Source organism: Arsukibacterium sp. UBA3155, from assembly GCA_002364615.1.
Classification (GTDB): domain Bacteria; phylum Pseudomonadota; class Gammaproteobacteria; order Enterobacterales; family Alteromonadaceae; genus Alishewanella.
Window position 1 is genome coordinate 33602 of record DEYP01000023.1, and the last position, 24851, is coordinate 58452.

At 49.8% G+C, this 24851-nt stretch carries 20 protein-coding genes; 8 read left to right on the top strand and 12 right to left on the bottom strand.

What is annotated here, in order from left to right:
- The 3 genes from B2X65_RS10745 to B2X65_RS10755 form a co-directional block, all read right to left on the bottom strand.
- A complete protein-coding gene (locus B2X65_RS10745) occupies nucleotides 1-900 on the bottom strand; it encodes a lipid kinase (RefSeq protein WP_290612526.1) in 900 nt (299 codons plus the stop codon).
- A 62-nt stretch (nucleotides 901-962) separates the two neighbouring features.
- Nucleotides 963-1748 carry a DUF1206 domain-containing protein gene (locus B2X65_RS10750; protein ID WP_290612527.1) on the bottom strand — a complete coding sequence of 262 codons (786 nt, stop codon included), beginning with the start codon at nucleotides 1746-1748 and terminating at the stop codon, nucleotides 963-965.
- A gap of 42 nt (nucleotides 1749-1790) precedes the next feature.
- Nucleotides 1791-2489, bottom strand: coding sequence for a phosphatase PAP2 family protein (locus B2X65_RS10755; RefSeq protein WP_290612528.1), 699 nt, complete (start codon nucleotides 2487-2489; stop codon nucleotides 1791-1793).
- A 191-nt stretch (nucleotides 2490-2680) separates the two neighbouring features.
- Here B2X65_RS10755 and B2X65_RS10760 point away from each other — a divergent pair, with 191 nt between their 5' ends.
- Nucleotides 2681-3523, top strand: a complete 843-nt coding sequence (locus B2X65_RS10760) for an ion transporter (protein ID WP_290612529.1) — start codon at nucleotides 2681-2683, stop codon at nucleotides 3521-3523.
- On the opposite strand, the gene B2X65_RS10765 is transcribed toward B2X65_RS10760, so the two are convergent.
- Nucleotides 3510-4226 carry a VC0807 family protein gene (locus B2X65_RS10765; RefSeq protein ID WP_290612530.1) on the bottom strand — a complete coding sequence of 239 codons (717 nt, stop codon included), beginning with the start codon at nucleotides 4224-4226 and terminating at the stop codon, nucleotides 3510-3512. The genes B2X65_RS10760 and B2X65_RS10765 overlap by 14 nt on opposite strands.
- Nucleotides 4227-4390: 164 nt before the next feature.
- Here B2X65_RS10765 and B2X65_RS10770 point away from each other — a divergent pair, with 164 nt between their 5' ends.
- Nucleotides 4391-5818, top strand: a complete 1428-nt coding sequence (locus tag B2X65_RS10770; RefSeq protein WP_290612531.1) for a diguanylate cyclase — start codon at nucleotides 4391-4393, stop codon at nucleotides 5816-5818.
- Nucleotides 5819-5848: 30 nt separating this feature from the next.
- Here B2X65_RS10770 and B2X65_RS10775 read toward each other — a convergent pair whose 3' ends face one another.
- From B2X65_RS10775 to B2X65_RS10785, 3 genes are read right to left on the bottom strand one after another with little or no spacing between them, the layout of a single operon-like run.
- Complete coding sequence (locus B2X65_RS10775) at nucleotides 5849-6340, bottom strand: CC0125/CC1285 family lipoprotein (RefSeq protein WP_290612532.1); 492 nt, start codon at nucleotides 6338-6340, stop codon at nucleotides 5849-5851.
- A gap of 15 nt (nucleotides 6341-6355) precedes the next feature.
- Complete coding sequence (locus B2X65_RS10780; protein WP_290612533.1) at nucleotides 6356-7072, bottom strand: hypothetical protein; 717 nt, start codon at nucleotides 7070-7072, stop codon at nucleotides 6356-6358.
- Entirely contained in the window at nucleotides 7069-7554 is a 486-nt protein-coding gene (locus B2X65_RS10785; RefSeq protein WP_290612534.1) for an RNA polymerase sigma factor, read from the bottom strand. Before B2X65_RS10785 ends, B2X65_RS10780 begins: the two co-directional genes overlap by 4 nt.
- A 124-nt stretch (nucleotides 7555-7678) precedes the next feature.
- Here B2X65_RS10785 and B2X65_RS10790 point away from each other — a divergent pair, with 124 nt between their 5' ends.
- Complete coding sequence (locus B2X65_RS10790) at nucleotides 7679-9070, top strand: S8 family serine peptidase (RefSeq protein WP_290612535.1); 1392 nt, start codon at nucleotides 7679-7681, stop codon at nucleotides 9068-9070.
- Here the strand turns inward: B2X65_RS10790 and B2X65_RS10795 are convergent.
- Together B2X65_RS10795 and B2X65_RS10800 are read right to left on the bottom strand one after the other, a co-directional pair.
- Nucleotides 9053-9952, bottom strand: coding sequence for a surface lipoprotein assembly modifier (locus tag B2X65_RS10795; protein ID WP_290612536.1), 900 nt, complete (start codon nucleotides 9950-9952; stop codon nucleotides 9053-9055). The genes B2X65_RS10790 and B2X65_RS10795 overlap by 18 nt on opposite strands.
- Nucleotides 9953-10004: 52 nt before the next feature.
- A complete protein-coding gene (locus B2X65_RS10800) occupies nucleotides 10005-10745 on the bottom strand; it encodes a hypothetical protein (protein ID WP_290612537.1) in 741 nt (246 codons plus the stop codon).
- Between the two features lie 206 nt (nucleotides 10746-10951).
- Here B2X65_RS10800 and ppc point away from each other — a divergent pair, with 206 nt between their 5' ends.
- Nucleotides 10952-13582 (top strand): phosphoenolpyruvate carboxylase, encoded by a 2631-nt coding sequence (gene ppc / locus B2X65_RS10805; protein WP_290612538.1) that lies wholly within the window; start codon nucleotides 10952-10954, stop codon nucleotides 13580-13582.
- A 64-nt stretch (nucleotides 13583-13646) separates the two neighbouring features.
- On the top strand, nucleotides 13647-15017 hold the full coding sequence (locus tag B2X65_RS10810) for a mechanosensitive ion channel family protein (RefSeq protein WP_290612539.1): 1371 nt from the start codon (nucleotides 13647-13649) through the stop codon (nucleotides 15015-15017).
- On the opposite strand, the gene msrA is transcribed toward B2X65_RS10810, so the two are convergent.
- Nucleotides 15014-16306, bottom strand: coding sequence for a peptide-methionine (S)-S-oxide reductase MsrA (msrA, locus tag B2X65_RS10815; protein ID WP_290612540.1), 1293 nt, complete (start codon nucleotides 16304-16306; stop codon nucleotides 15014-15016). The two genes, B2X65_RS10810 and msrA, sit on opposite strands and share 4 nt — an antisense overlap.
- Before the next feature lie 279 nt (nucleotides 16307-16585).
- Here msrA and B2X65_RS10820 point away from each other — a divergent pair, with 279 nt between their 5' ends.
- The gene (locus tag B2X65_RS10820; protein WP_290612541.1) at nucleotides 16586-18310 is read left to right on the top strand and encodes an Ig-like domain-containing protein; all 1725 of its coding nucleotides are present in this window, start codon (nucleotides 16586-16588) and stop codon (nucleotides 18308-18310) included.
- Here B2X65_RS10820 and ltaE read toward each other — a convergent pair.
- Together ltaE and B2X65_RS10830 are read right to left on the bottom strand one after the other, a co-directional pair.
- On the bottom strand, nucleotides 18307-19383 hold the full coding sequence (ltaE, locus tag B2X65_RS10825; protein WP_290612542.1) for a low-specificity L-threonine aldolase: 1077 nt from the start codon (nucleotides 19381-19383) through the stop codon (nucleotides 18307-18309). The two genes, B2X65_RS10820 and ltaE, sit on opposite strands and share 4 nt — an antisense overlap.
- A 176-nt stretch (nucleotides 19384-19559) precedes the next feature.
- Nucleotides 19560-21809 carry a TonB-dependent receptor gene (locus B2X65_RS10830; protein ID WP_290612543.1) on the bottom strand — a complete coding sequence of 750 codons (2250 nt, stop codon included), beginning with the start codon at nucleotides 21807-21809 and terminating at the stop codon, nucleotides 19560-19562.
- A 196-nt stretch (nucleotides 21810-22005) separates the two neighbouring features.
- Here B2X65_RS10830 and B2X65_RS10835 point away from each other — a divergent pair, with 196 nt between their 5' ends.
- Together B2X65_RS10835 and B2X65_RS10840 are read left to right on the top strand one after the other, a co-directional pair.
- Nucleotides 22006-24114 carry a protein-disulfide reductase DsbD family protein gene (locus B2X65_RS10835; protein ID WP_290612544.1) on the top strand — a complete coding sequence of 703 codons (2109 nt, stop codon included), beginning with the start codon at nucleotides 22006-22008 and terminating at the stop codon, nucleotides 24112-24114.
- Nucleotides 24115-24158: 44 nt separating this feature from the next.
- On the top strand, nucleotides 24159-24770 hold the full coding sequence (locus B2X65_RS10840; RefSeq protein ID WP_290612545.1) for a redoxin domain-containing protein: 612 nt from the start codon (nucleotides 24159-24161) through the stop codon (nucleotides 24768-24770).
- The last annotated feature ends 81 nt before the right edge of the window (nucleotides 24771-24851 follow it).

The following is a 24851-nucleotide window of genomic DNA, read 5'->3' on the forward strand; positions in this document are numbered from 1 at the left end:
TTAAACCTTGTTTGTGTTTGGCATGGGAATATCACCTGCAATAACTTCAATGGCCTGAGGCAACACTACCAGGGTTGCAGGTGTTTTTGTTTTAAACTCACCATCAGCTTCAACGTGTATCGGTTTGGAGGTTCGGATCCTGAATTCCTTTGCTGTTCTGCAAACAACCCGCTCTGCCTTTTTTAGTTTGCCAGTTCGAAGGCTTGGGCCCAACAGTAATAATTGCCACCAGGGTTGTGCTTTAATGCAAAATAAATTTAACTGCTCATCCAGTAACGTCGACTCGTTATCAACGATATTGCCGCCACCATAGTAGCGACTGCTCCCTACAGCCAGATGAATCGCCTTGGCAGAGTAGCTCCAGCCTTCAGTTTCAATATTTACGCTGAAACTTCTGTTACGTTTTATCGCTCTGAATAATGCGCCCAGATAAGCAAACACGCCAAAATATTTTTTCTTATCAGGAGTCAGCTCATGGGTTACATCTACACCTAATCCGATATGCGCCACATTAATAAAAAGTTTGTCGTTCACTTTTGCCAGATTAATGCGCTCTCGCTTTGCATTAATAATAACCTGTGCTGCACCTGCAAGCTCCTGCGGTACGCCAAGCGAACGTGCCAAGTCGTTGGCGGTTCCCAACGGTAAAATAGCCAGTGTGCGCTGATTCGAGTAAATAGAGTGTAGCGCGGAGCTAATGGTTCCATCTCCTCCGGCAATAATAACGATACCATTTTGTTGCTGGTAATCGGCAATTTTTGCAAGCATCTGAGATTCACTCTCAGAGATATAAACCGTTAATTCAATGCCTGAGGCCCGGAGTAATTCGATGGCTACTTCCAGTTCCTTAGCCTGGCCGTTACGGCTGTGCGGGTTAACAATTAACAATGCGTGCTGCAACGATATATTCCTTCTTTAATGAAGCGGCACCAAAAAATCAGTTGTGCTTTAAGTGTCTTAAGTTAGGTATCAATTCGACGGTACAGAGACTCGATAAAGCTGTAGATACCAAATGCAAACAAGCCTATTGAAACAATAAGAATTAACCAGCTGCCGTAAGGCGCAGTACTAAGCCACTCAAACGCTTCGCTAATACCTTTGTCCTCATTGCTGCCTGCAACGAAAGTTGAACGCAGAATAATCCAGCCAATAATGCACCACACGATGCCTCTGGAAATCAGGCCGAAGCGACAGATTGGAACGAGCCAATTTTTTTTATCGGCTGGGAACTCAATGTATTTTTTAAAGCCGGATTTGAAGCCTTTAACGAGATGAGCAATACCTACAATGATGACTACGATGCCAATTATTGCAAACAGTACGGTAACTATATCTGAGCTAAGGTATTCAGAAGCTGTCGCTGAAGCAGATTGTCCTGACGAGTCGTCAGTCTCGTGAAGTAACAGCTTAACAACCCAAAACGCTAAAACGCTATGAGATATTGCACTGCTAACAAGACCACTTCTTATAGCCAGCCCTTTAGCAGAGTGGCCATGATTGTCAGTATCGGTTATGCCCTGTAAAAAGCGCCAGACAATATAACCAAACAAGCCAATAACCAAAATGAGCAATAAAAACTCACCAAAAGGTTGTTCTTTAATGTTTAAAATAGCACCTTTGCTACCGGTTTTTTCTCCCTGCCAGCCCATGGCAGAAAGAAAAGCCAGCAGACCAATTGTCAGATAAATTAGGCCCCGGGCGGCATAGCCCATCTTGGCCCAGGGTTTGGGGTGTGTAAGTTTAAACATTTTAGCGTCCTTTATTAGTAAGCTATTTATATTCGTTAACCATTAGTGTGGGTCAGCCTCCAAAGGTAGCCTGGTTATGTGGCGCGCCAGAAAAGAGCAGGCTACTGCCCATACCGAGCCTGCAGCCCAGCCTGCAACAACGTCAGTTGGCCAGTGTACGCCCAGGTAAACCCGGCTGAACCCAATTAACAGCGTTAGAAAAACTGAGCTGATAATGATAAGGGCTTTAACTCTTTTTCTTGGTTGCGATTGGGCCAGTAGCGCGCCCATGGTGAGATACGCACTTGCTGCTAACATAGAATGCCCACTTGGGAAGCTTGAGGTATAAACCAGTGTTGCGTGCGCTACCAGATCAGGTCGGGGTCGATCAAAGCCACTTTTTAATAGCAGGCTAGCCACTAAAGCGCCGCCTGTTGCCAGCAACACCACCAGGGCTAATTTACCTTTATGGGTGAGCAATAAAAAAAACATTACCCAGATACTGATGAGTGATAACACGGCATTGCCACCCAGTGCGGTTATGTCCTGGCCTATCTGTTCCAGCCAGGGAGGGCCAAGGGTATCTTCAAGGTTGTCAGCGTCTCGCATCAGCAGCAGTATGGTTTCATCCAGAGTATAACCGTCACCCGCTGTGACTTCAGTGGCAATAGTCATAAAAAGCCAGAGTGACACTGTTACCAGAGCCAGCAACATCCAAAATGATTTTTCCCGCTTTCCCAACCAGGCTAAATTATCTCTCACCGCAAATACCCCTCTGAATTATTTTGCTCCAACAATTGTAGGTTAATGGCTTTCGCCGATTGCGATTTTCTGGTTAAGCTTATGTAACCTTTTCCAGTGCGGCAAGTTTTGTACCCTCTGCAAACAATGAATTTTTTGGCAACGCTTACGCACTCACATACAATAGCGCCAGTTTAATTTTGAGGTGCGGTATGAGTAGTAACAGTTTGCCCGGAGTAAGCCCTTTTCGGCATAAAGTAGGCCATTTTTTGCAGCGTAGCAGTGTGCAGCGCAGTTTGCTGGCGCTAATTTTACTGAATGCTGTATTACTTGGGCTGGAAACCTCTAACGCCATTATGCAGGCGGTCGGTCCGGCGCTGTTGTTGTTTGATAAAATAATTCTGGCCGTTTTTGTATTGGAAATTGGCCTGCGTATTTATGTACACCGGTTAGCATTTTTTAAAGATGGCTGGAGTATCTTCGACTTTATTGTAGTGGGTATTGCCTTAGTGCCGGCCAGTGGCCCTTTTGCGGTGTTACGGGCGCTGCGGGTGCTTCGGGTATTGCGAGTGCTGACCTTCGTGCCCTCTATGCGCAAAATAGTTGGCGCGTTAATTAAATCACTCAACGGCATGTTGTCGATTGCCATGGTGCTGGCGCTGATTTACTACGTAGCGGCGGTTATGGTAACCAAGTTATTTGGTGAAGCCTTTCCAGAGTGGTTCGGCAGCCTTGGAGCGTCTTTATATACCCTGTTTCAGATTATGACGCTGGAAAGCTGGTCGATGGGTATCGCCCGGCCTGTTATTGCAGAGTTTCCTTATGCCTGGGCATTCTTTGTGCCTTTTATACTTATCGCTACCTTCACCATGCTAAACCTGTTTATCGCGGTTATTGTTAATGCCGTGCAAAGCATGCATGACGAAGAGCATAAAGAAGAGCATGATGCCGATCAGGCCACGCAGCAGCAACTCCTGCTGCAGATGCAACTGTTGCAGCAGGAATTAGCGGCGCTCAGATCTGATATAAAGGCAACTAAACCTACTGCAGAATAAAGTCTTCTAACGATTGTCTGGTCAGTTTACCAATCTGGCTGAACATATAAATAATGGCGCCCATCAGCATTACCATGACCGGCAGTACGATAACCGGATAGCTGAGCCAGGTCATCCGGCCCAGCTCTTCGGCATACGCCGTAGTGCCGGGCTGGCTTACTACGATGGCTTTTGCCAGCACATAATTGAGGGTGGCCGACACAAAAAAGGCCGCGGCAACAATATAGCCAGCGCGTGCTACCCGTTGCTCAAACAATTCGCGGTTACTCTGCTTAGCTAACGCCTGATAAAGCTTTTCGGTATCAAGTAACTCGGGGTTAATCAGCAACTTTTTTACCAGCGGGAAAGGTGTGTACTGGCTAACCAGCACCACAATACCGATAATAGCCGGGATCATTGCCTCTTTTATTGCAATATAAGAAGGGTCCAGTTGCAACAGGCTGATGCCACCGGTAAGCATGACGCTGATAATGCCCAGGATCGAATAAAAGTTTACCTTGCCCAGTTTAACCAGCTCCCACAGGCCAAACAGTAGCGGAAAAGCCAATGCGATGACCACACCCCATACCGGCCCCAGCGTGTCTTCACTGCTAAAGCGGCTGAGAATAACAGCCGGTACCACAATATTAAAAATCATGTTACTTAAAAAACCGGATTTTTTCTGCTTAACCGGGCGGGGTGAGCTACTTGCTGGTGTGGTCATGAAACGGATTCCGGATAGTTGGCTGGCCGCAGTAAGGTATACAGCACTACTGCAGTGTGCGCTTAGGTTAGCGAAAAGATAACATTGGTTCCGAGCTGACAGCCAGAGTTTTTTGTACTACACCTTAAGTCTAGTCAGTTGCATGACGCCGCCAGGTTGCAACAGTGGATCATTTAAAGCATAACCACACAGAGTTAACCAACATTGATTTTGCCCGGCTGATAGATACAGCAGGGATCGGCGTTATTGTGCATCAGTGGGACACTACTGTGGTGTATGCCAATCCAACCGCGTTAACCATGCTTAATTTAAGCTACGAGCAGTTAATTGGGTCAGTGGCGGTAGATCCACAGTGGCATCTTATCGATGAGCATCATAAACAATTACATGTATCAGAATTTCCGGTTAATAAGGTAAAAGCCTCAGAGTCTTCATTGTATGGCGAAGTGGTAGGCGTGCTTGATTTTAAACATGACGACACCAACTGGTTTAAAGTGAATGCGGTAATAGAGAAGTCGTCTGAATCGGGCATGGCATTTATTGTTGTCACCTTGTACGCCCTGGAAAATATCGGTAGCTTATTTTCGTTTGAACAGATTGTACAAAGTGCTGACGATATTATTATCGTTACGGAGGCGGATGATATTGAAGAACCATCAGGCCCCAAAATTGTTTATGTGAATAATGCGTTTGAACGTCTTACCGGTTACAGCGCAAAAGAAGTGATTGGCGATACACCAAGGTTATTGCAGGGAAAGTTTACCGACAAAGCAGCCAGGGAACGAATTAAAACCTCGCTGGACAAAAAACAGGCTGTGCGTGAAACATTATTGAATTATACGAAAAGCGGTCAGCCGTACTTTATCGATATGAATATTATTCCGTTGAAAAACCGCAATGGTGACATTACCCATTTTGCTGCGATTGAGCGTGACGTCACGGAGCAGACTTTTTACGCGGAACAGCTGGAAAAACGTAATCGCGATTTAAAACAGTTAAAAGAGAATCTGCAAGATGTTGTCCGGCAGCGCACCGTTGACTTGATTGCCGCAAACAGAAAGTTGCAACGTCATGCTTATTACGACGTGTTAACGGATGTGCCTAATCGTCGTTATTTTCTGGAAATGAGTAATTCTTTCTTAAGCCTGACCCGCCGAAAAGGGCAAAGCCTGGCGGTAGCTATGATTGATGTTGATGATTTTAAAAGCATTAATGATAAATTTGGCCATGCCGCAGGTGATGCGTCACTGCACCTTCTGGCCTGCTGTATGAAAGAGTTTTTTCGGGCAGAAGATATTATTGGCCGTTTGGGGGGCGAGGAGTTTGGTTTAACCATGCTGTTTGATAACCCTGCTAAGGTGGTTAACACCCTGCAACGATTCCAGCAAAAACTGGCGGAGCAATTTCGGCAGGAAAAACAATCTGCAGATAGTGTTACGTTGCAGCCTTTTACCGTAAGCATAGGAGTATGTGTTATTGAGGCTGAGCAAACCGGTGAATTAGATACGTTATTAAAGTGCGCTGATGAGGCGCTTTATCAGGTAAAGCATCAGGGGAAAAATGCCGTCATCTTGTATGACGGCACGCAATAGCGCCACGACTGCCCTGCGACAATATTTTATTTACCTTGCCGGGTAGCTGTTGCCGCCGTCTGGCATTACCCCTTTGCCCATGCGGATTTCCAGCACGGCTTCAACCTGTTCTTTGCCGCCGGCCGCTATGCCTACTTCATAATTTGGCTGTTGCACCGTGCGACTACTACACCCGAGCAGGCCGCAATCCCGGACAGTGGTGGTTTGATAACCGGCACCCAGCCGGTTAGCGCTATCCTGTTGACGCTCAGTCATGGTTTCTTTGTCGACAACAATAAACCAGTCATAACCTTGCGCTGCCGTCAGCTCGGTAGCCCGGCGCATCGCATAGGCTTTGGCTTCATCGCTGTTATCACCACGGGCTTTGTAGCTTACCCGGTAGAAATTAGCGCTGATTTGCTGCTCTTTGTAACCAAAACCGTTGCCGTTAGCTGGCCGGTAATCTGGTTGGCTGCTACACGCCGTTAACAGCAGCGCCGTTAACAGCATAAAAAAGCTGATGAGTTTATTAAGTTGCTTCATGTTTCACCTCAGTAATTAATAAGCGTTATTCTTGGTTAAATAGTCCTGCTCCGCGGCCAAACTTAGTGGTGGGCTGGCCATTAGCTCATCTAAAATGCTGTCTAACGCCTGCGGGCCTGATGCGGTTTGATAATTACCGGCATCGGCTTGACGGGCAGTAGCTAAGCTTGCCTGCAGCGCCCATTCCCCTTGTTGCCGACAAGCAATATTTTCAGTATTCAGCGCCTTGTCTTGCAGGCTGTACTGGCGGCAGAAATCACCATCCTGGCTGATAAAACTCAGCCGTGGGGTCAGTTGTTGCTCGTCAACGTTATAGGTTTTACCGCTGGCTGCACTATTTAACAGTTGGGCGACAGTGTGGCCAACGGTTGTGGGGGAGCTTTGCTGCTGACCGCCAATCTGCGCTGCACCATAACCGGCAAAAACGGCAATACAGGCAACGGCGGCGGCATGTTGTTGCAACTGCTGTTGCGCCCGGCGCCACCAGGGAAATGCTACAACATCGCTGCCGGTTGCGGGTTCTGTTTCCAGCAGTTGCAATACGCTTGCGGGCATGGGTTTGTGATCAATTTGCTGGTAGTGCTGTTCTACCATGCTGTCTACCATGGCGATCTCAGCCAGCCGCTCAGTTAGCTGCTCATTGTTAACAAGCTGCTGTCTTATCAGCTCCATTTGCTGCTCGGGCAGGGCGGCATCTAAAAAAGCAGATAACATTTCATCGGTAATTTTCATGCCAGACTTCCTTTTTGTTGCAGAGCGCTAACCATCGCGATCCGGGCGCGGGCTAGCCGGCTCATAATAGTGCCTGCCGGGATCGCCAGTATAGTGGCGGCTTCGGCGTAGCTTAACCCTTGTACTGCGACGAGCGACAATACTTCACGTTGTTCGTCGGGCAAGGTGTTCATTGCGGTATTGACTTCAGCCAGCTGAATGTCATTCAGCATATCCTGTTCGCCATCAGTAAAGTTTTCCTGTTGCAATTCGGGTTTAGTGGCAGCCTGCTGCCGGACTTTTTGGGCCCGGTAGTCGTCTATCCACAGGTTACGACATATTTTAAAAGCCCACTGCGGTAGCGGTATGCCGGCAGCGGGCGGTGAATCGAGCAGCCGCAGCACGGTGTTTTGCAATAAATCATCGGCATCGGCCATACTGCCGGTTAACGAATAAGCAAAGCGGCGCAAGGCGGGTAATAGTAGTTTTAGTTCTGCTTTCATGGTTAGGTTATACTCCTGTTTACCCTGATAACGGCTCAGCAGCGAAAGTTATTCCAGCATAGAGGGAATATTTTTACCAGCCAGCCGTTTAATGTTGTACCACTGGGGTTAAGTTGCAGGGAATATGATGAAAAAGCATCTGTTATTAGTTACGGTTTTGCTGGGTATGCCCCAGCAAGGCTTCAGTAAGGTAATGGCGCCTGATGTACTACCTGGTGCACTACCTGAAATTGTGCCGCAGGTTACTGAGCGGGTGCAGCGTAATACCGGGCAGTTGCGGCAACAGCTGATACAGCAGCAACAATTGGCGCAGCATTTAGCCAAGCAGGCGGCGTTGCCGGATCCGTTAACCGCACTGCCACAAACCCTGGATATCGTAAACCAACGCGGCGAGCTTAGCTGGCGTGAAGTTGAGGTAGAACTAGGGTTTCGCGCTATAGAGCGTGAATGGCTGTTACTGCTAAGTGGTAGCGAGTGGCAGCAATTGCTTGGCGACTGGCCACAGTTGCCCGACTTAGTGCAAAGCGAACATAAACTGCATGCCCTTGGCTTACTGCTGATCAAGATAAAAGTGCCTGCAGAACTGGATTCAGCTAAGGCATTAGATACTAAATTAACCAGCACGCTAACCACGTTGGCCGGGCGAAACCATTTATACCAGCCACAAAGCGCGCCACCCAATCAGTCACAAACAGCGCCAAGTGCGGGCAAAGATGCCTTAGCATACGGTAATGTTGCGATGTGCCAGCAGCCGGTAACCCTGGGTATGGTTGATACGGCTATTGCTCTGCAGCACCCGGCATTACAACAGAACGGACAGTTGAAAATTGAACAACGCAACTTCTTGCCTGCAGAAATAGCACAAAGTTATGGCCATGGTACCGCCGTTGCCGGGGTGCTGGCGGGTCAGCATGTTACTTCACCCTTGTTGCCAAAGCTAAGTCTTTATAGCGCCAGTGCTTTTTATTCCAGTAATCTTTATCAGCAATCGGCCACGCTGTCGCATATTGTGCAGGCATTAGATTGGCTGGCAAGCCAACAGGTGCGGGTGATTAATATGAGCCTGACCGGGCCTGATAACCCGGTGCTGGCGGCAGTGGTAAGGCAGTTAGCTGCGCAGCAGATAGTACTGGTGGCGGCAGCAGGCAATGGTGGCCCTGCGGCTGCGCCATTATTTCCGGCCGCTTATGCTGATGTGCTGGCGGTGACGGCGGTTGACCCGCAACTGCAACTGTATCGTTGGGCTAACCAGGGCGATTATATTGATTTTGCTGCATTGGGGGTAAATGTACCGGCGCTGCGCGCAGACGGCGATGTACTTAAGCAAAGTGGCACCTCTATCGCTACTCCAGTAGTCAGTGCCGCTGTGGCCTGCTTACGGGCACTGCAGCCGGAGCTTAGTCTGGTAAAAATTCGTCAGGCGTTAATAGCACAAGCCCGCGATTTAGGCGGGCCAGGTAAGGATACGCAGTTTGGATATGGCGTGATAGCTGCGCCACTAAAAGCCCAGCTGTAGCAGCAACGCGCTGCGGGTTTCGCGGTAATCTGCACTGTCTATGGTAGAGCTGAAATCACCATGTTCAACTTTACCTATGACTGCAAAACGCTGATTTAGACTGACTTGCCAGCTTGCCTCTACGACAGCCTGGGTATCAGCGCGCTCAGCAGTTTGATAGTCGCGTTGACTTACCCTGGCGCCAAGTTGTAGCTGCTGCTGATATTGCCAAAGCGTAAAACGATGGGAGAGTTTGGCTCTTGCCCCTGGCGCGGTATAACTAAATACATTATCGCGGCTGCTTTCATCTTCCCATACCAGGCCTATCGAAAAAAAATGCTGGCCAGACTCAGAAAACCAGAAGCTGTCAGCGCTGGCACTGAATGTGCTGGCGTCACGCTCATCATTGCGGGCAAACACTTTTTTGGCCATGGTCAGTGCCGGGCGGATAAACCAGGTGTCACTGCCACTTACCATTGTGTATAAGCTCGCCTGATTAAGCTTAAGAAACGCTGCGCTATCCAGCTGAGCGTTGGCATGATAAATATTGGCGCCAACACTATGCTGGCCCAGTTGGTAACTGGCATCGACATAAGCCAGCTGCAAACGGGTATCAAAGTCACTCGCCTGCCGATAAGCTTTATTTTGGATACTGTAACCGGCATCAAGTTTAAAGTTAGCGCTTGCCTGCCAGCTTGCTGCAAGTTCCGCTTCCAGTAACGTGGCACTGTCTGACTGGCCACTGGCCTGCTGTAGTGCACTGATGTTTACATTTGACTGATATTCACTGCCCAGCCGGGCTTTGCCGCTAAAACTAAGTGGATCAGCACCATGGCTTGACCCACTGCTGCAGATTGCCGCCAAGGCTGAGGTGATCAGTACGAATCGTTGGATAAGCGCCATAATTTTTCTCCTGCATAAAAATAAGCGCCGCATTGGCGGCGCTTATTAAGCCTTACAGTCCGGTTGATAAATTAATGGTGTTACGTACCGTGTTGGTAACCTGGGCATTTACTGCCTGAGTAACGCTTTGGGCAACTTCAGCGTTTGCGCTTTGTTGCAGCATTTGGCTGGCGTTGCCCATAATCTGCTGCTGAACGGCGCCGCTGGTGTCGGTTGTTAACGCAGCGGACAACTGGTTACTGGCTTGGGCAGCGACCGAGTTCAGGGCGCTGCTGGCATTGCCGCTCACAGCGCTGGCCAATTCAGTATTAGCATTGACTGCTGCAGACGTTACGCCAGTTAAGGTAGCAGTTGCGGCTACGGTTTCGTTGACCAGAGCTGAGCTGTCGGGTAATAACGTTGTGCTACTATTGCCCAGGTTGGCAACCAGGCCAGTGGTAGCTGCTGCCGTGCTGTTAATATTGCTGGCTAGCGAGGTTTCAGGCATGGTTGCTGATTCGCTGTCGTCTGACTCATTTTGGGCAGTGGTATCGACTTCAGCATCGGTTTCGCCGCTGTTGTCAGTTTCTGCCGAACCGGCCACCGGCGCAGGCGCCGAGCTCGCTTCTGCCTGGGCTTGCTGGTTGCTGCTGGCTGAACCGGATATTTGCACTGGGTTGCTTGCCATTTGCTGCTGACTAACGTTTAACTGAGCGTCGTTATTGCTTTGCGCGGCAATGCTAACATCGGCAGCGTGGCCAAAGGCTGACAAACACGCTAAGGCAAGTAAAGTAGGGGTTAAAATCTTTTTCATGGTCATGTTCCTCGATTTGTCGTGATTGACATAGCGATAACGGTGCAGCGAGTTGTTTTATTCCCGATGAAATAAAAAATAGTGCTAAATTCATTTTTGGTAATTTGGTCTGACCAATTACGTTGCTGCATTTGTAATCTATCAGTGTTGAGTACCAATAAAGAACAGGCTAGGGTAGTGCTATCTGTCACCATGGAGACACACTAATGGATCATTACGCGGCACTAAAAACCAATGTTGGCTTGCTGGGGACTCAGCTGGGTGACACTATTCGTAGCCAGCTTGGGGATGCTCTGCTGGAGCGGGTAGAGCAAATTCGAATGCTTTCTAAAGCGGCGCGTCAGGGAGAAGAATTACAAGCAGATAAATTAAAGCAGGTACTGCGCAGTTTAAGCGACGATGAATTACTGCCAGTCGCCCGGGCGTTTGCTCAGTTTTTAAACCTGGCGAATTTAGCTGAGCAGCACCATACCATCAGCCGGATTGGCCATGCCAGTATTGAAAAACCTGAGCCTTTGCAGGAGTTGTTCAGCTTGCTGGACGATAAAAAGCTGGACAACACCAAAGTAACCGAGGCGGTAGCCAACTTATCAATTGAGCTGGTGCTGACTGCCCACCCCACTGAAGTGTCGCGCCGCACGCTTATTCATAAACTGACCGAAATTGCTGCTTGTTTAACTAAACTGGAGCAGGATTTAACCGCTACAGAGCAGCAAAAAGTTGAACTAAGGCTCAGTGAGCTGATTGCCCAAGCCTGGCATACCAACGAAATTCGTGAACAGCGGCCGACACCGGTCGATGAAGCTAAATCGGGTTTTGCGGTGATTGAAAGCTCGTTATGGCAGGCGATACCGGATTTTCTACGGGAACTGGATCACAAGCTGCTGGACGCTACCGGCATAGGCCTGGCGCCAGATGCCGCGCCGGTGAAGTTTTCATCCTGGATGGGCGGTGACCGCGATGGTAACCCTTTTGTTACGGCCAAAGTCACCCGCCAGGTGTTGTTGTTAAGCCGTTGGAAAGCGGCCGACTTATTTGCTGCTGATTTAGATTTACTCAGCAGTGAATTATCAATGTCTCAGGCCAACGATGCGCTGCAAAAGGCAGCGGGCGACGCCAGTGAGCCTTACCGTCTGGTACTAAACCAATTGCAGGCAGGGTTGCTACGCAGCCGTGACTGGCTGACCGAAGCACTGAAACATGACCGGCTGCAGCGGCCAGAAAATTTAATCTGGCACAATCAGCAATTACTCGAACCTTTACAACTTTGCTACCAGTCTTTGCTGGACTGCGGTATGGCCGTGATTGCCAATGGCCGGTTGCTAGACACTATTCGCCGGGCTTACGCCTTTGGTTTAACTCTGCTAAAGCTGGATATCCGCCAGGATGCCGGCCGCCATGCTCAGGTATTTGCTGAATTAACCCAGCATCTTGGATTGGGCGACTACAGCGCCTGGGACGAAAACGCCCGTCAGGCTTTCTTGCTGACGGAACTGGCCAACCGCCGGCCATTATTTCCAAAACAATGGCAGCCGTCTGAAGATGTGCAGGAAGTGCTGGATACCTGCGATATCGTTGCCCGCCATGGCAGCGAAGCGCTAAGTACCTACGTCATCTCGATGGCTGGTAAGCCCTCTGATGTGCTGGCGGTGCAATTGCTGTTAAAAGAGGCCGGCAGTAGCTTCCCGATGCCGGTAGCGCCGTTATTTGAAACCCTGAGCGATTTACAAAACGCGCCAGATTGTATGCGGCGTCTGCTCAGTATCGATTGGTATCGGGGTTATATTAACGGCAAACAGGAAGTGATGATCGGTTACTCTGATTCGGCTAAAGACGCTGGCGTGTTTGCCGCGGCCTGGGCCCAGTACAGTGCCCAGGAAGCGTTGGTCGCTATTTGTCAGCAGGCCAAGGTGCAACTGACTTTGTTCCACGGGCGCGGCGGTACCATCGGCCGTGGCGGCGGCCCGGCTCATGCCGCTATTTTATCCCAGCCACCGGGCTCGCTGGCTGGCGGCTTGCGGGTTACCGAGCAGGGCGAGATGATTCGCTTTAAATTTGGCCTGCCAAAGTTAGCCGAGCGCAGTCTGGCGTTGTATGCCAGTGCCGTGCTGGAAGGCTTACTGCTGCCACCACCGGTACCGAAACAAAGCTGGCGCCAAATGATGCAGCAGCTGGCAGATGATTCGTGCGAGGCGTATCGGGCGGTGGTACGCCACAATAAAGACTTTGTTGGTTACTTCAGGGCAGCCACGCCGGAGCAGGAACTGGGCCAGTTGCCGCTCGGTAGCCGGCCGGCGAAACGCAACCCGACCGGTGGCGTGGAAAGCCTGCGGGCAATACCCTGGCAATTTGCCTGGTCGCAAAATCGCTTAATGTTGCCCGCCTGGCTCGGCGCGGGTTCCGCCTTAGCCAAAGTGGCAGAGCAGAACAACACCGCACTGCTAGATGAAATGCAGCAGCAATGGCCATTTTTTGCGACCCGAATGTCGATGTTGGAAATGGTGTTTTTGAAAGCGGATGTTGATATCGCGGCCTACTACGACAAGGTGCTGGTACCGGACGAGTTTAAACATTTAGGACAGGAGCTCAGAGCGCAATTGACCGCCGACCGACAATTGCTGTTAAAGCTTATTCACAGCGACACGTTAATGGCCAAAGAGAGCTGGATCCGTGAATCCATTATGTTGCGTAACACCTACGTCGACCCACTGCATATTTTGCAGGCAGAACTGTTACACCGCGTACGCCATCAGCCCGAGCGGGTAAACCCGATGATCAGCCGGGCGTTGATGGTCAGCATTGCTGGTATCGCGGCGGGAATGCGTAACTCCGGCTAAAATTGCGGCAATAGGAACCTGCTATAGTTAGCATACTGAAAAATAAGCTTAAGCTGGAGGATTAATGCGCCAATGGTTATCGCTGGCACTACTGATTGGGGTATTTGGTTGTCATGGGGCTTTCGCGCAGCAGGCAGACAGCGAGCAGCCTGATACAGAAATAAAAGTAGTTAATGCACCGCAGGATCAGGCAATTGCAGCGCGGCTTGGCGAGATAACTGCGGCCATTAACGGTCTGGAACAGGTTGATATTAGTGTCAGCGCCGGCGTTGTCACGCTGCAGGGAGAGATTGCCAGCGCCCAGCTGAGGAATGAGCTAACGACCATCGCCAGCCGGCTCGAAGGGGTAGTGCATGTGCAGAACCAGTTGCAGGAGCCGCTGGCGGTGCGCTCCCGTTTGGCACCAGCTGCCGAAAAATTCCGCGAGATGCTGGCTACCACAGTACAAATGTTGCCGTTGTTGTTGCTGGCGGTGTTGGCGGTTGTGCTGTTTTCATTGCTAGGGAGCTGGCTATCCAGGCGAAACGCTTTACTGCGCCGGATAGGGCTTAGCGAACTGGCCACTAACCTGGGTATGCGCTTTGTCAGGTTAATTGTGACCAGTATTGGCATTTTAATTGCGCTGGAGTTGCTGGATGCCACCGCGTTGGTTAGCGCCATGCTGGGGGTTGCCGGAGTTATTGGTATAGCATTGGGTTTTGCCTTTCGTAATATTGTCGAAAACTACCTGGCCGGCGTATTACTCAGCACCCGCAACCCCTTTGCTATCGGCGATTTTATTCAGGTTGATGAGATGACCGGCAAGGTGATACGCCTGACGTCGCGCGATACCGTGCTGATGACTCTGGATGGCAATCATTTACGCATCCCGAACAGCCAAATTATTACCTCGCCAATGACCAACTTTACCCGCAACCCACTGCGCCGCTTTGAGTTTAATGTCGGTGTATCGGTAGAACTGGACTTAGTGCGGGTGCGCGAGCTGGCCATCAGCACCTTAAGCAACATGCCAGGTATTTTGACCGAGCCCAGGCCGCGGGTGCTGGTATTGGAACTGGGTGACAGTGCGGTAACGGTCAGGGTAATGGCCTGGATTGATCAGCGGCAGACTGATTTTCTGAAAGCGCGCAGTGAAGCGATCCGGCTGGTGAAAACAGCCTTCGACCAGGCTGGTATTGAAATGCCTGAACCGATTTACCGGCTGCATATGGTTGATATGGCGGCTCAAAACAGCTCCTACACGCCTGACAACAGTACCGACGCGCCTGAAGCGACGTCAGCGGCAGCAGCAATTAGCGCGCCAGAGGTGGCGGTGGTGGATGTCAGTGCCGACACCGCAATTGAGCAACAGCTGAATGACGAGCTGAAACAATCGGCTGAGGAGAACCTGCTGCCGGCAGCCGATAAAAAAGCTGTCGGTAAACCAGCAAGTTAACCGGCTTCTGGGCGTGGTACAAAGTCCAGTACCGTGGCATTAATGCAATAGCGCGGTCTGCCATTAGGGCCATCATCAAATACATGGCCTAAGTGGATGCCGGACACTTTGGCGCGAATTTCCGTGCGCCGCATACCAAAGCGATTATCCTGCTTTTTAATAACAGAACCTTTCACCGGTTTGGTAAAAGATAACCAGCCAGTACCTGAATCAAAGCGATCGCGGGTGTCAAACAATGCGGCACCACTTAACTTATCAACAAAAATGCCGTCTGGTGTGTTTTTGAAAATTTCATATTCTTTACAAAATTGCTGATCGGTGCCCTTGTCAAATGCCACATTAAAGGCCTCGCTGTCACCGAGCTTAAATTTACCTAACAACAGATAAAATTCTTCAGGCGCCAGATACCCTTTAAAAGCAAACACTTCACGACCATCTTGCAACAGCATAATGGTTGGGGTTGCGGTGGCTTCGGTTTTAATTGTTAAGCCCTGTAGCTGACGGGCAAACCGGAAGTGCATCGGAATATCGCCCTGATAGCTGCTGGCGACCTCTGCTTTAAACTTTTCGCAATACGGACAATAACTTTCTGAGTCAATGACCAGCACATGCTTTCCCTTTAGCATCGCCCTATTATCCACATCAGCGGAAAGTGCCTCTGCATCGCGGTTAAAACGGACTCCGGTAGAATGGTCAGGGCAATACCCGTTGGGGTTTTTAGCAATATAATCCTGGTGATATTGCTCTGCGGGGAAAAACTCGGTAAGTGGTTTTAACCGGGTGACAATCTGACCATAGCCGGCTGCGGTTAACAATGGTTGATACTGCTGCATTACCGCTTCAGCCCGGGCTTGCTGCTGCTCACTGTTGCTCAGAATAATGGAGCGGTACTGAGTACCAATATCATTGCCCTGACGGTTTAGCTGGGTAGGATCATGGCTTTCAAAGTAATGTTGCAACAGCGCTTCCAGGCTGATCAGCTGCGGGTCAAACGTTACTCTGACCACTTCAGCATGGTTATCCGGGTTGTTTTTATTACTACGTTTAGTAATTGCCCGGTACGTAGGCTTTACTCCGCTGCCGTCAGCATAGCCCGACACCGCATCAACGACGCCTGGCAGCTGTTCATAGCGCATCTCTGCACCCCAGAAGCAGCCCGAGCCAAGGACAATGCTGTCAAGTTTAGCAGCGGTTGGTTGTACAGCAGGTGTTTCCTGTGCCGGGGCACGAACAGAAGAAAACACCAGCAACGATAGTAGTAGGGCGACGAAAAAGCTCAGATATTTCATATCTTATTCCTGCGGTTGCTCGGGTTATATACACAGACCGGCTAACTGACCACTTACTTTCACTGTCAATTATTAAGGTTTGCCTGAACAGGTGGCGATGAATACATACGAGATTTAAGTCGGTGGCGATCAGCGTCAAATATTTTGTCGTTTTAATAGCAACTTCATGTTGCTCTTATGTAAAATTTGATGATAATGGCATGTCAAGTTTTGCCTGTAATGGTTACAGAATAATCTGATGCCAACTCACACAATGCATATAGCTGGGAGCCCAAGGGTATGAGCAACAAAATTAGCATCGTTAGCGGTATGTTATTGCTTTTGAGCGGTTATTTTGTAAAGGCCGGCGAGATTGTTGTTATTGATCAGCTGCCAGTTGATCTGGAAAACCCTGTTAGCCTGGCGTTAGATCAAAACAGCTTCGCACTACGTGAAATGAATGAAAGCCGACTGCAGTTGTGGAAGTTGTCCGATAGCGGCATTCCGCAACTGTCGGCAGAGCTGACCGAGGTATATGCCGGTTCAGCAGCTACAGTGCAAATGGTCGGGGCTTATGCTGATAATTGGTGGGTTGCGGGCCTGGAATGGGATTATTATGCCAGCGGTAACAGTAGTTTAATTCATATCAGCCAGATAAAAGCGGATAGCAGCAGAGTAAATATTAGTTTTGAAGCTCCGGCAGCATTGCCCTACAGTAACAATAGCTTCACACGCTGGCACTATGCGCCGGCCCTTGACGAGCTGTTTGGTGTTTTCGGGCTTCGGGATGCCGAGTTTGTGTATGTTCTTCGATGTACACAGGCACTGCAACTTGCCGCGGGCAACTGTGCTGTTACTGCATTGCCGTGGGGAAATTTTCTGGCATTAGACGATGGTTTTGTGTTGTGGCGCAGCGGCCAGAGTAATAATGGTTTTAGTTGGTATCAGTTTGATCAAAAAGAGCCAAACGGCATGCGGGAGCAACACTATGAGCTGGATATCAGTCGCATCAGCTATTGGCCGACTGCTGATCGGCTGCAGCTTCAAGTCAGTTCAGTCGAAAATGGCCAGATAAACTACAGCAATTATGATTTGTTTCTGCAAGGCCCGGCGCAGGGCGCGTTGATTAGCCGGATATTGCCCGGCGTTTACCCGTCGCAGCACTGCCGATATCTGAGCAGTTACCAGGCACTCTGCCAGGCTGCAGGTACTTTAATTTATGTCACCATGACTAACGGCAGCCTGACGCCTATAATCTTTGATTATCTGTCAGCACAGGCTGCTTTACCTTTTGGTGAAGTTGTCGCAGTACACGGCCATGATACCGTGGTGCAAATGGGCATAGGGCAGCTTACTGTTTATCGGTTACCGCTGCCACAACTGAGTGTTGCAAGCATACCATCTGGTTTCCATTTAACTTATGGCGACGTAGCAATGTTACGGTTAGCCGAGATACTGGAAGATATCGACCTGAATAATGTTGATATCAGGGTGGCGTGGGACCCGCAGTATCTGACGGTGCCAACTGTCATTTTAACCGAGCTGGCTTACGGTTTGTTTCAATTTGACACCAGTAAAGCGATAGCCCGTAATAACCCAACCGGCAGGCTACTGTTAGATATCACAGATAACGACTGGCAAAGTACCTTGTCGCTACCACTTAGTATTGCCAACATAAATGAAGCGCCGGTTGCATCGGCTACTGTTATTGATACCGAGCCGCTGGAAATAGGTGAGGTTTATGAGTTGGCGCTGCATGAGGTGTTTACAGATCCTGACGGCGACGGCCTGACATTCAGCAGCACGGCGTTACCTGCTGGTTTTGTGCTGCAATCGCCATTAATAAATGCAGCGCCACGAACGCCAGGGGCTTTCAGCTTTACCGTTACTGCCACTGATCCGGCCGGACTTACCGCCAGCATTCAGGTGAGGGGAACGATATTGCCAGAGAAAAGTTCCGGTGGCTCGATGCACGCGAGTTGGCTGCTGGGCTTGTTGCTGTTGTGGCGACGGTTTAAAGGTTAGCTACCGGCAAACTTCTGGATTAACAGTAGTGTGTTATTAATATCAACCCGGTTAATATCCAGATGACACACCCAGCGCAACCGCATTAACGTGCCTTGCGTGGCCTGATAGCGGCTGGCAGTCACTTTGACACCGTGTTGGGCCAGATAGGGCAGTAAGCGTTCGGCCAGCGCCGGACTTATGTCGGTAAATACGATATTGGTTTGCGGGGCAATCACTGTCAGTGATTGTAGTGCGGGCAACTGGCTGGCCAGTTGCGTCAAGCCGTCTGCCAGAGCACGGGCATTGGCATGATCCTCTGCCAGCCGCTCAATATTGTGTTTAAGGGCATACAGGCCAGCGGCGGTAAGCACGCCGGTCTGGCGCATACCACCGCCGAGCATTTTCCTGATGCGTGTCGCCCGTGCAATAAACTCTGCTGAGCCCAGCAGTAAAGAGCCAACCGGGCAGCCAAGGCCTTTAGATAAGCACAACGATAATGAGTCGTAGCCCTGACATAACTCGCGCGCCATTTGCCGGGGGCTTAACTGATGATCGGGTGCCAGAGCGACTGCGGCATTCATCAACCGGGCACCATCTATATGACATTTCAGACCTTTCTCTTTAGCAAGGTGTGCAACATCGCGCATGTAACTGAGCGGCAGCACCTTACCGCCAATAGTATTTTCAATGACGATTAAGCGGGTTCTGGCAAAGTGCGGGTCGTCCGGTTTTATTGCCGAGGCAATATCGCTCAGCGCCAGCGTGCCATCGCTTTGCAATTCCAGCGGCTGAGGCACAATAGAGCCCAGCACTGCCATGCCGCCGCCTTCCCATTTGTAGGTATGCCATTGCTGGCCAACAATGGCTTCATCACCCCGTTGGCAGTGGCTCATCATGGCTATTAAATTAGTCTGAGTACCGCTGGGGGCAAATAATGCCGCTTCAAAGCCCAGCAGTTCAGCGGCATAGCGCTGTAACTCAAGAGTGGTAGGGTCGTCATTAAATACATCATCGCCCAGGGCAGCATCATGCATTGCCTGGCGCATGGCGGCAGAAGGCTGGGTTACGGTATCGCTACGAAAGTCGGCCATGGGTTTTACTCTGTTAGGTCAGTTTAGGCAGGCTGCCAGATAAACGCAGGCTAAAACGCCAATGGGGTAAAAGCAATAACGATACGCCAGAAAGCGTTAACTACAGGAAATACAGAGTAGCGAAAATAAAAAACCGCCCGGTGAATGCCGGGCGGTTTTTATTAAGTGTAGAGTGCTTAGTAGAAGTTGATTCTGAAATCGACGCCCAGTACCCGTGGCTCGTTAACAAAGCCCGTCAGGTTATTGAAGTCGATTGCGCCTTTCAGGTTATCTTCATCGGTAATATTACGACCGAAAAAGCCGACTTCATAATTATGAGCGTAGTTGATATACGCCACTCTTAAGCCTGCCTCGAAGTTATTATCAGAGTTAAACTCTGCAGATTCATACAAGAACAGGTTGGTTTCACCCTGCAGCTGGTAATCGGCATAGATATAAATTTCGCCACTTTCGATTGGGAAGTCGTAACGGCCATTTAAGGTTAAGATGGTTTCCGGTGCTTGTGGGAACGGGTTACCATCAATAAATACCAGATTGTCACCGGCACTTGGGTCCAGTGGCGTACAGTAGGGTTGGAAGCTCTGATTTAGCGCACCACAGTAGGCTACTGTTAAGGTGTCGTCCTGCAGTTCAGTATTGTTGTAGCTAAAACCACCGCCAAGGGTGAAGTAAGGTGTGGCACGCCAGTCAAAGTCAATTTCAAAGCCGTAGCCTACGCCTTTGTTAGCGTTGATCAGCTGGTTGCCCTGCGTTTCACCACCAATGGCTGACAGCTGAATGTCATCTATGGTGTAGTAAAACAAGGCGCCGTTCAAGCGCAGGGTGTTATCCAGTAAGTCTGACTTTGCACCTACTTCAAAAGACAAGATAGTTTCTGAGTCAGCCACTGATGGTGGTGCTTCAAATGCTACATCACGGCCCTGAATAGATTGGGCACGGAAGCCGTCAGCTACGCGGGCAAAAAGGCTGGTGGTAGAAGTTAAGCGGTAGTTAGCACTTAACTCCCAGCTGATCTGATCGTCAGACACTTTAATCGGATCATACTGTTGAATACTGGCATCACCGGTTACCAGTGCAAAACCATTAACGTTTTGCTCGCCAACATAAAAGGTTTTTTCATCGTCGGTGTAGCGGATACCGGCAGTGATATCCAGCTGGTCATCAACTTTATAAGAGCTCTGGCCAAATACAGCCCAGCTGGTATTGCCGTGGAACACTTCAGTGGCGCCAAAGTAACCATCAATACTGTTTACGCCAAATGATGAATCGAAATAGAAACCACCCACCTGCCAACTTAAAGCATTGCGGGTGTCACTGGCTAAGCGAACTTCCTGCGTGAATTGCTCTAAATCTTTTAATTGGTCTTCGGTTACCGCCTGAAACAAGATAAAGCCAGGACCAGTCGGGTTGCCGCCGTCGATATCACCAATACCGCCGCCATCAGCTTTCTCGACAGCAGAAATAGTGGTTAAGGTCATATTCGGCAGTGCAAAGTCCATTTTCAATGAACCGCCCCAGGCATCGTAGCTTTGCGGGTTATTACGCCCTTCGTTATACGCGACCGAATCACGGTCATAATTTTCATTCAGCTCGTTGCTGCCGGGCGTTAAAATATTGGCACGGAATAAGCTGGAGGTACCGTCGTAATTACGGCTGTGCAAGTTTAATAAGGCATCAAAACCGGCACCTTCATATAAAAACTGCACCCGGCCGGCCTTTTCGTCATAGCCACCCATCACATCGCTCTCGCCGGTAAAGCTGTTGCTAACCCAGTCGTCGCGATGGTTTGACATTAATGAAAGCCGGGCAGAAAGTTCATCCGTTAAGCCGCCGCCGACAGCGCCTTCTACGTTCAGCATACCTAAGCTACCGATACTGCTTTTAAAGTACCCATCAAACTCCTGGCGCGGTTTTACCGTATCAAACTTAATAATACCGGCAGTGGTGTTACGGCCAAATAATGTGCCCTGCGGGCCACGGATAACTTCTACTGCCTGCATATCGAACAATGGAAAGCTTTTTAAAATCACATTTTCCATTACCACCTCGTCCATAATAATGGACACCGGCTGAGAGGCGGCTAAGTCAAAATCGGTATTACCTAAACCGCGAATATAAAAGCGTGGGGCAGCCCGGCCATTCGACGTTTCAGCATACAAACCAGGCACTTTAACGGCCAGGGCGGTGATATCATCGCCGCTTGAAAAAATCGCATTGAAACGATCCTGGCTCATGGTCGCTACCGAAATAGGCACTTCCTGAATACTCTGGCTGCGCTTCTGAGCGGTAATGGTAATGGTTTCAAGCTTATTATCTTTTTGCTCGCTGTCAGTTTCCTGTGTTTGTGCCATCGCAGCAAAACTTGCAACGCCAAACAAACCGGCGCAGATTGCCAGATTCAGAGCAGACTTTTTCATGCCTTTCATTAAGTTTAACCTTCATATCATCACTGGGGTGGGTTCAGGCAAGCCGGAGTGATCACGACTAGCCACAGAGTAAAGCGCTGCTAATATAGCATTTTGTCGTGAATTTTGCTGTTTTTGGCGTAATAAAACCACAATCAGCGCACTTTTTCTGAACTTAACTGGCTTAATAACGTAAAGCCAATAAAGAGGGAACACAATGATCCGATTACGTAGCGGCTTGCTGCTCATTGCCGTTTTGTTTTGCAGCAGCATGCTGGCCAGCTTTTCGTTACAGGCCAAAAGCAGTGGCTGGCAGCAAGCTAAGCATATCAAGGCAGAACTGGTAAGCGAGTATAGCGTGGTTACGCCAGGCCAGACCTTTGCCATGCTGTTGCATTTCGAGCCTGATCCTGGTTGGCATACCTATTGGCAAAACCCCGGAGACTCGGGCTTGCCCACCATTATCAGCTGGCAATTACCAGGAACTATGCAGGCTGGCGAAATACAGTGGCCGACGCCACAGGCGTTTGTTATTCCACCACTGGTGAATTACGGCTTTGCCGGCCAGACTCTGCTGCTTAGCGATCTGACACTGCCCGCTGATTACGCGCAGGATACGGTGACCATTCAAGCAGACGTCGACTGGTTGGTGTGCGAAGAAGTGTGCATTCCGGCTGATGCCAGCTTTGAGTTAACGCTGCCGGTCGCCAGCCAAAGTGAGCTAGCCGTTAGTCAGCAACCACTATTTAGCTCAGCACGAGCCTCGTTACCCATCACTACCGATATATTGGGTGACTATGCCATTAGCGGCGGTGCTTTTTCGGCGCAACTATCTGCAGCATTACCGCAGCCTCCTGTGGCATTTTTTGTCGCAGGTGGCGAGCTGGTTGATCATGCTGCCAGCCAGCAAATTATTACGCAAGAGGGCAGTGTACTGTTACAACAAGCACTGAATACTTATTTTACTGAAGCGCCCTTTGCGGTTGAGATAGTACTGGTTGATACAGCAGGCCAGGGTTATAGCGTGAGTTTTCAGCAACGCCAGCAAGACGCAGTACCGGGCGCCAGCACTGAAATTCTGGTCACTGGTGGTACCTTAAGCAGCACGCCACTTTGGTTAATCTTGTTAATGGCGGCCGGTGGTGGTCTCATTTTAAATTTAATGCCCTGTGTGTTTCCGGTATTGTCGTTAAAAGCGCTGAGTATTGCCGCCAACAGTCAGCAGCGGCAACAGCAACGCCGGGATGCCTTATTTTATACCGCCGGTGTGGTGCTAAGCTTTTTAGCCTTAGCAAGTCTGTTAATAGCCTTGCGTGCCGCAGGTAATGCCATTGGCTGGGGCTTTCAACTGCAAAGCCCGTTTCTGGTGGGATTGTTAGTCTATTTGTTGCTGGCACTGGGCTTAAGTTTATCCGGCCTGGTGCAATTTGGTTTGGGTTTAATGAATACCGGTGGCAGTTTGGCTGCAAAAAGTGGTAGCAAAGGCTCCTTCTTTACCGGTGTGCTGGCGGTAATTGTTGCCAGTCCCTGTACTGCACCATTTATGGGGACTGCGTTGGGTTACGCGGTAACGCAAAGTCCGCAGGTTGCATTATTCGTGTTTGCGGCCCTTGGCCTGGGTATGGCACTGCCGTTTTTATTACTGGCTTATATTCCAACATTGGCGCGGTTACTACCCAAACCTGGCGCCTGGATGGACACCTTAAAACAGCTTTTAGCCTGGCCATTATATTTAAGCGCGGTGTGGTTACTCTGGGTATTTGGCCGTCAGGCCGGTATTGATGCCATGGCATTGCTACTGGTGGGTATGGTGGCGCTAGCCGCCGCGTTATGGCTATGGGGCAGGGTGCAGTTGGGTGCAGGCTGGTTTAGCAAAGTCGCAGCGCTGGGGTTGTTATTATTGGCGCTAATTACCTTATGGCAGGGTGCCAAGTTGCAGGTTGCCGCGAGTAATGGCCAGCAAGCGGCTAGCCAGACCCATCACTGGCAAAGCTGGTCACCCGAAACGCTGGCTGAACTGAGGCAGCAGGACAAACCGGTACTGGTGAATATGACCGCCGACTGGTGCATTACCTGTCTGGTGAATGAGCGTATCGCCCTTAATACCGAGCGCAGCAAGTCGGCATTACGTGACTATAATGTCAGTTATTTAAAAGGTGACTGGACCCGCCGCGACAGTGATATTACTGCGTATTTACAACAGTATCAGCGCGATGGTGTGCCGCTATACGTGTTGTATTGGCCAGGTCAGCCGCCACAAGTGCTGCCACAAATTTTAACGCCTGATACCCTCAGGCAAACGTTTGACTCTTTGAGTCAGCAGTAAGCTAAAACCAGCAGATAATTGAACACACAACAGGAGTGAAAATAATGAAATTAGCAAAACTGGTCGTGAGCGCGGGCGCCATACTCTGCGCAGCAACTTTTGCCGCCAGCCTGGCGGCAGCACCTCAGGTTGGCCAGCCGGCCCCGGATTTTACTGTTAAGGATTCCAACGGCCAAAGCCATAGTCTTAAAGACTTTGCCGGTAAAAACGTGGTACTGGAGTGGACCAATCACGACTGCCCGTTTGTGGTGAAACATTACAGCGGCAATATGCAGGCGCTACAAAGCGACATGACCGCACAAGAGGTAGTCTGGCTAAGTGTTATTTCTTCGGCGCCGGGCAAGCAAGGCCATGTTGATAGTGCCAAAGCAGCAGAGCTAACCAGCAGCCGCAACGCCGGCCCAACAGCCATTTTATTTGATGAAAGTGGCACCATGGGTAAAGCGTACGATGCCAAAACCACACCACATATGTATGTCATCGATAAAAATGGCGTATTGCAGTATATGGGCGGTATCGACAGCATTCCATCAGCCAAGGTTGATGATATTGCCAAAGCCACCCCATACTTTGCCAATGCCGCTAAAGCCGTACTGGTTGGTAATACGCCTGATCCGGCCGTTACCCGGCCTTATGGGTGCAGTGTTAAGTACTAATTTGCTAATGGCAAAGCACTAAACTAAAGCACTAACTTAGAACCCTGAACGAAAGACGGCGGCTTATAAGCCGCCGTCTTT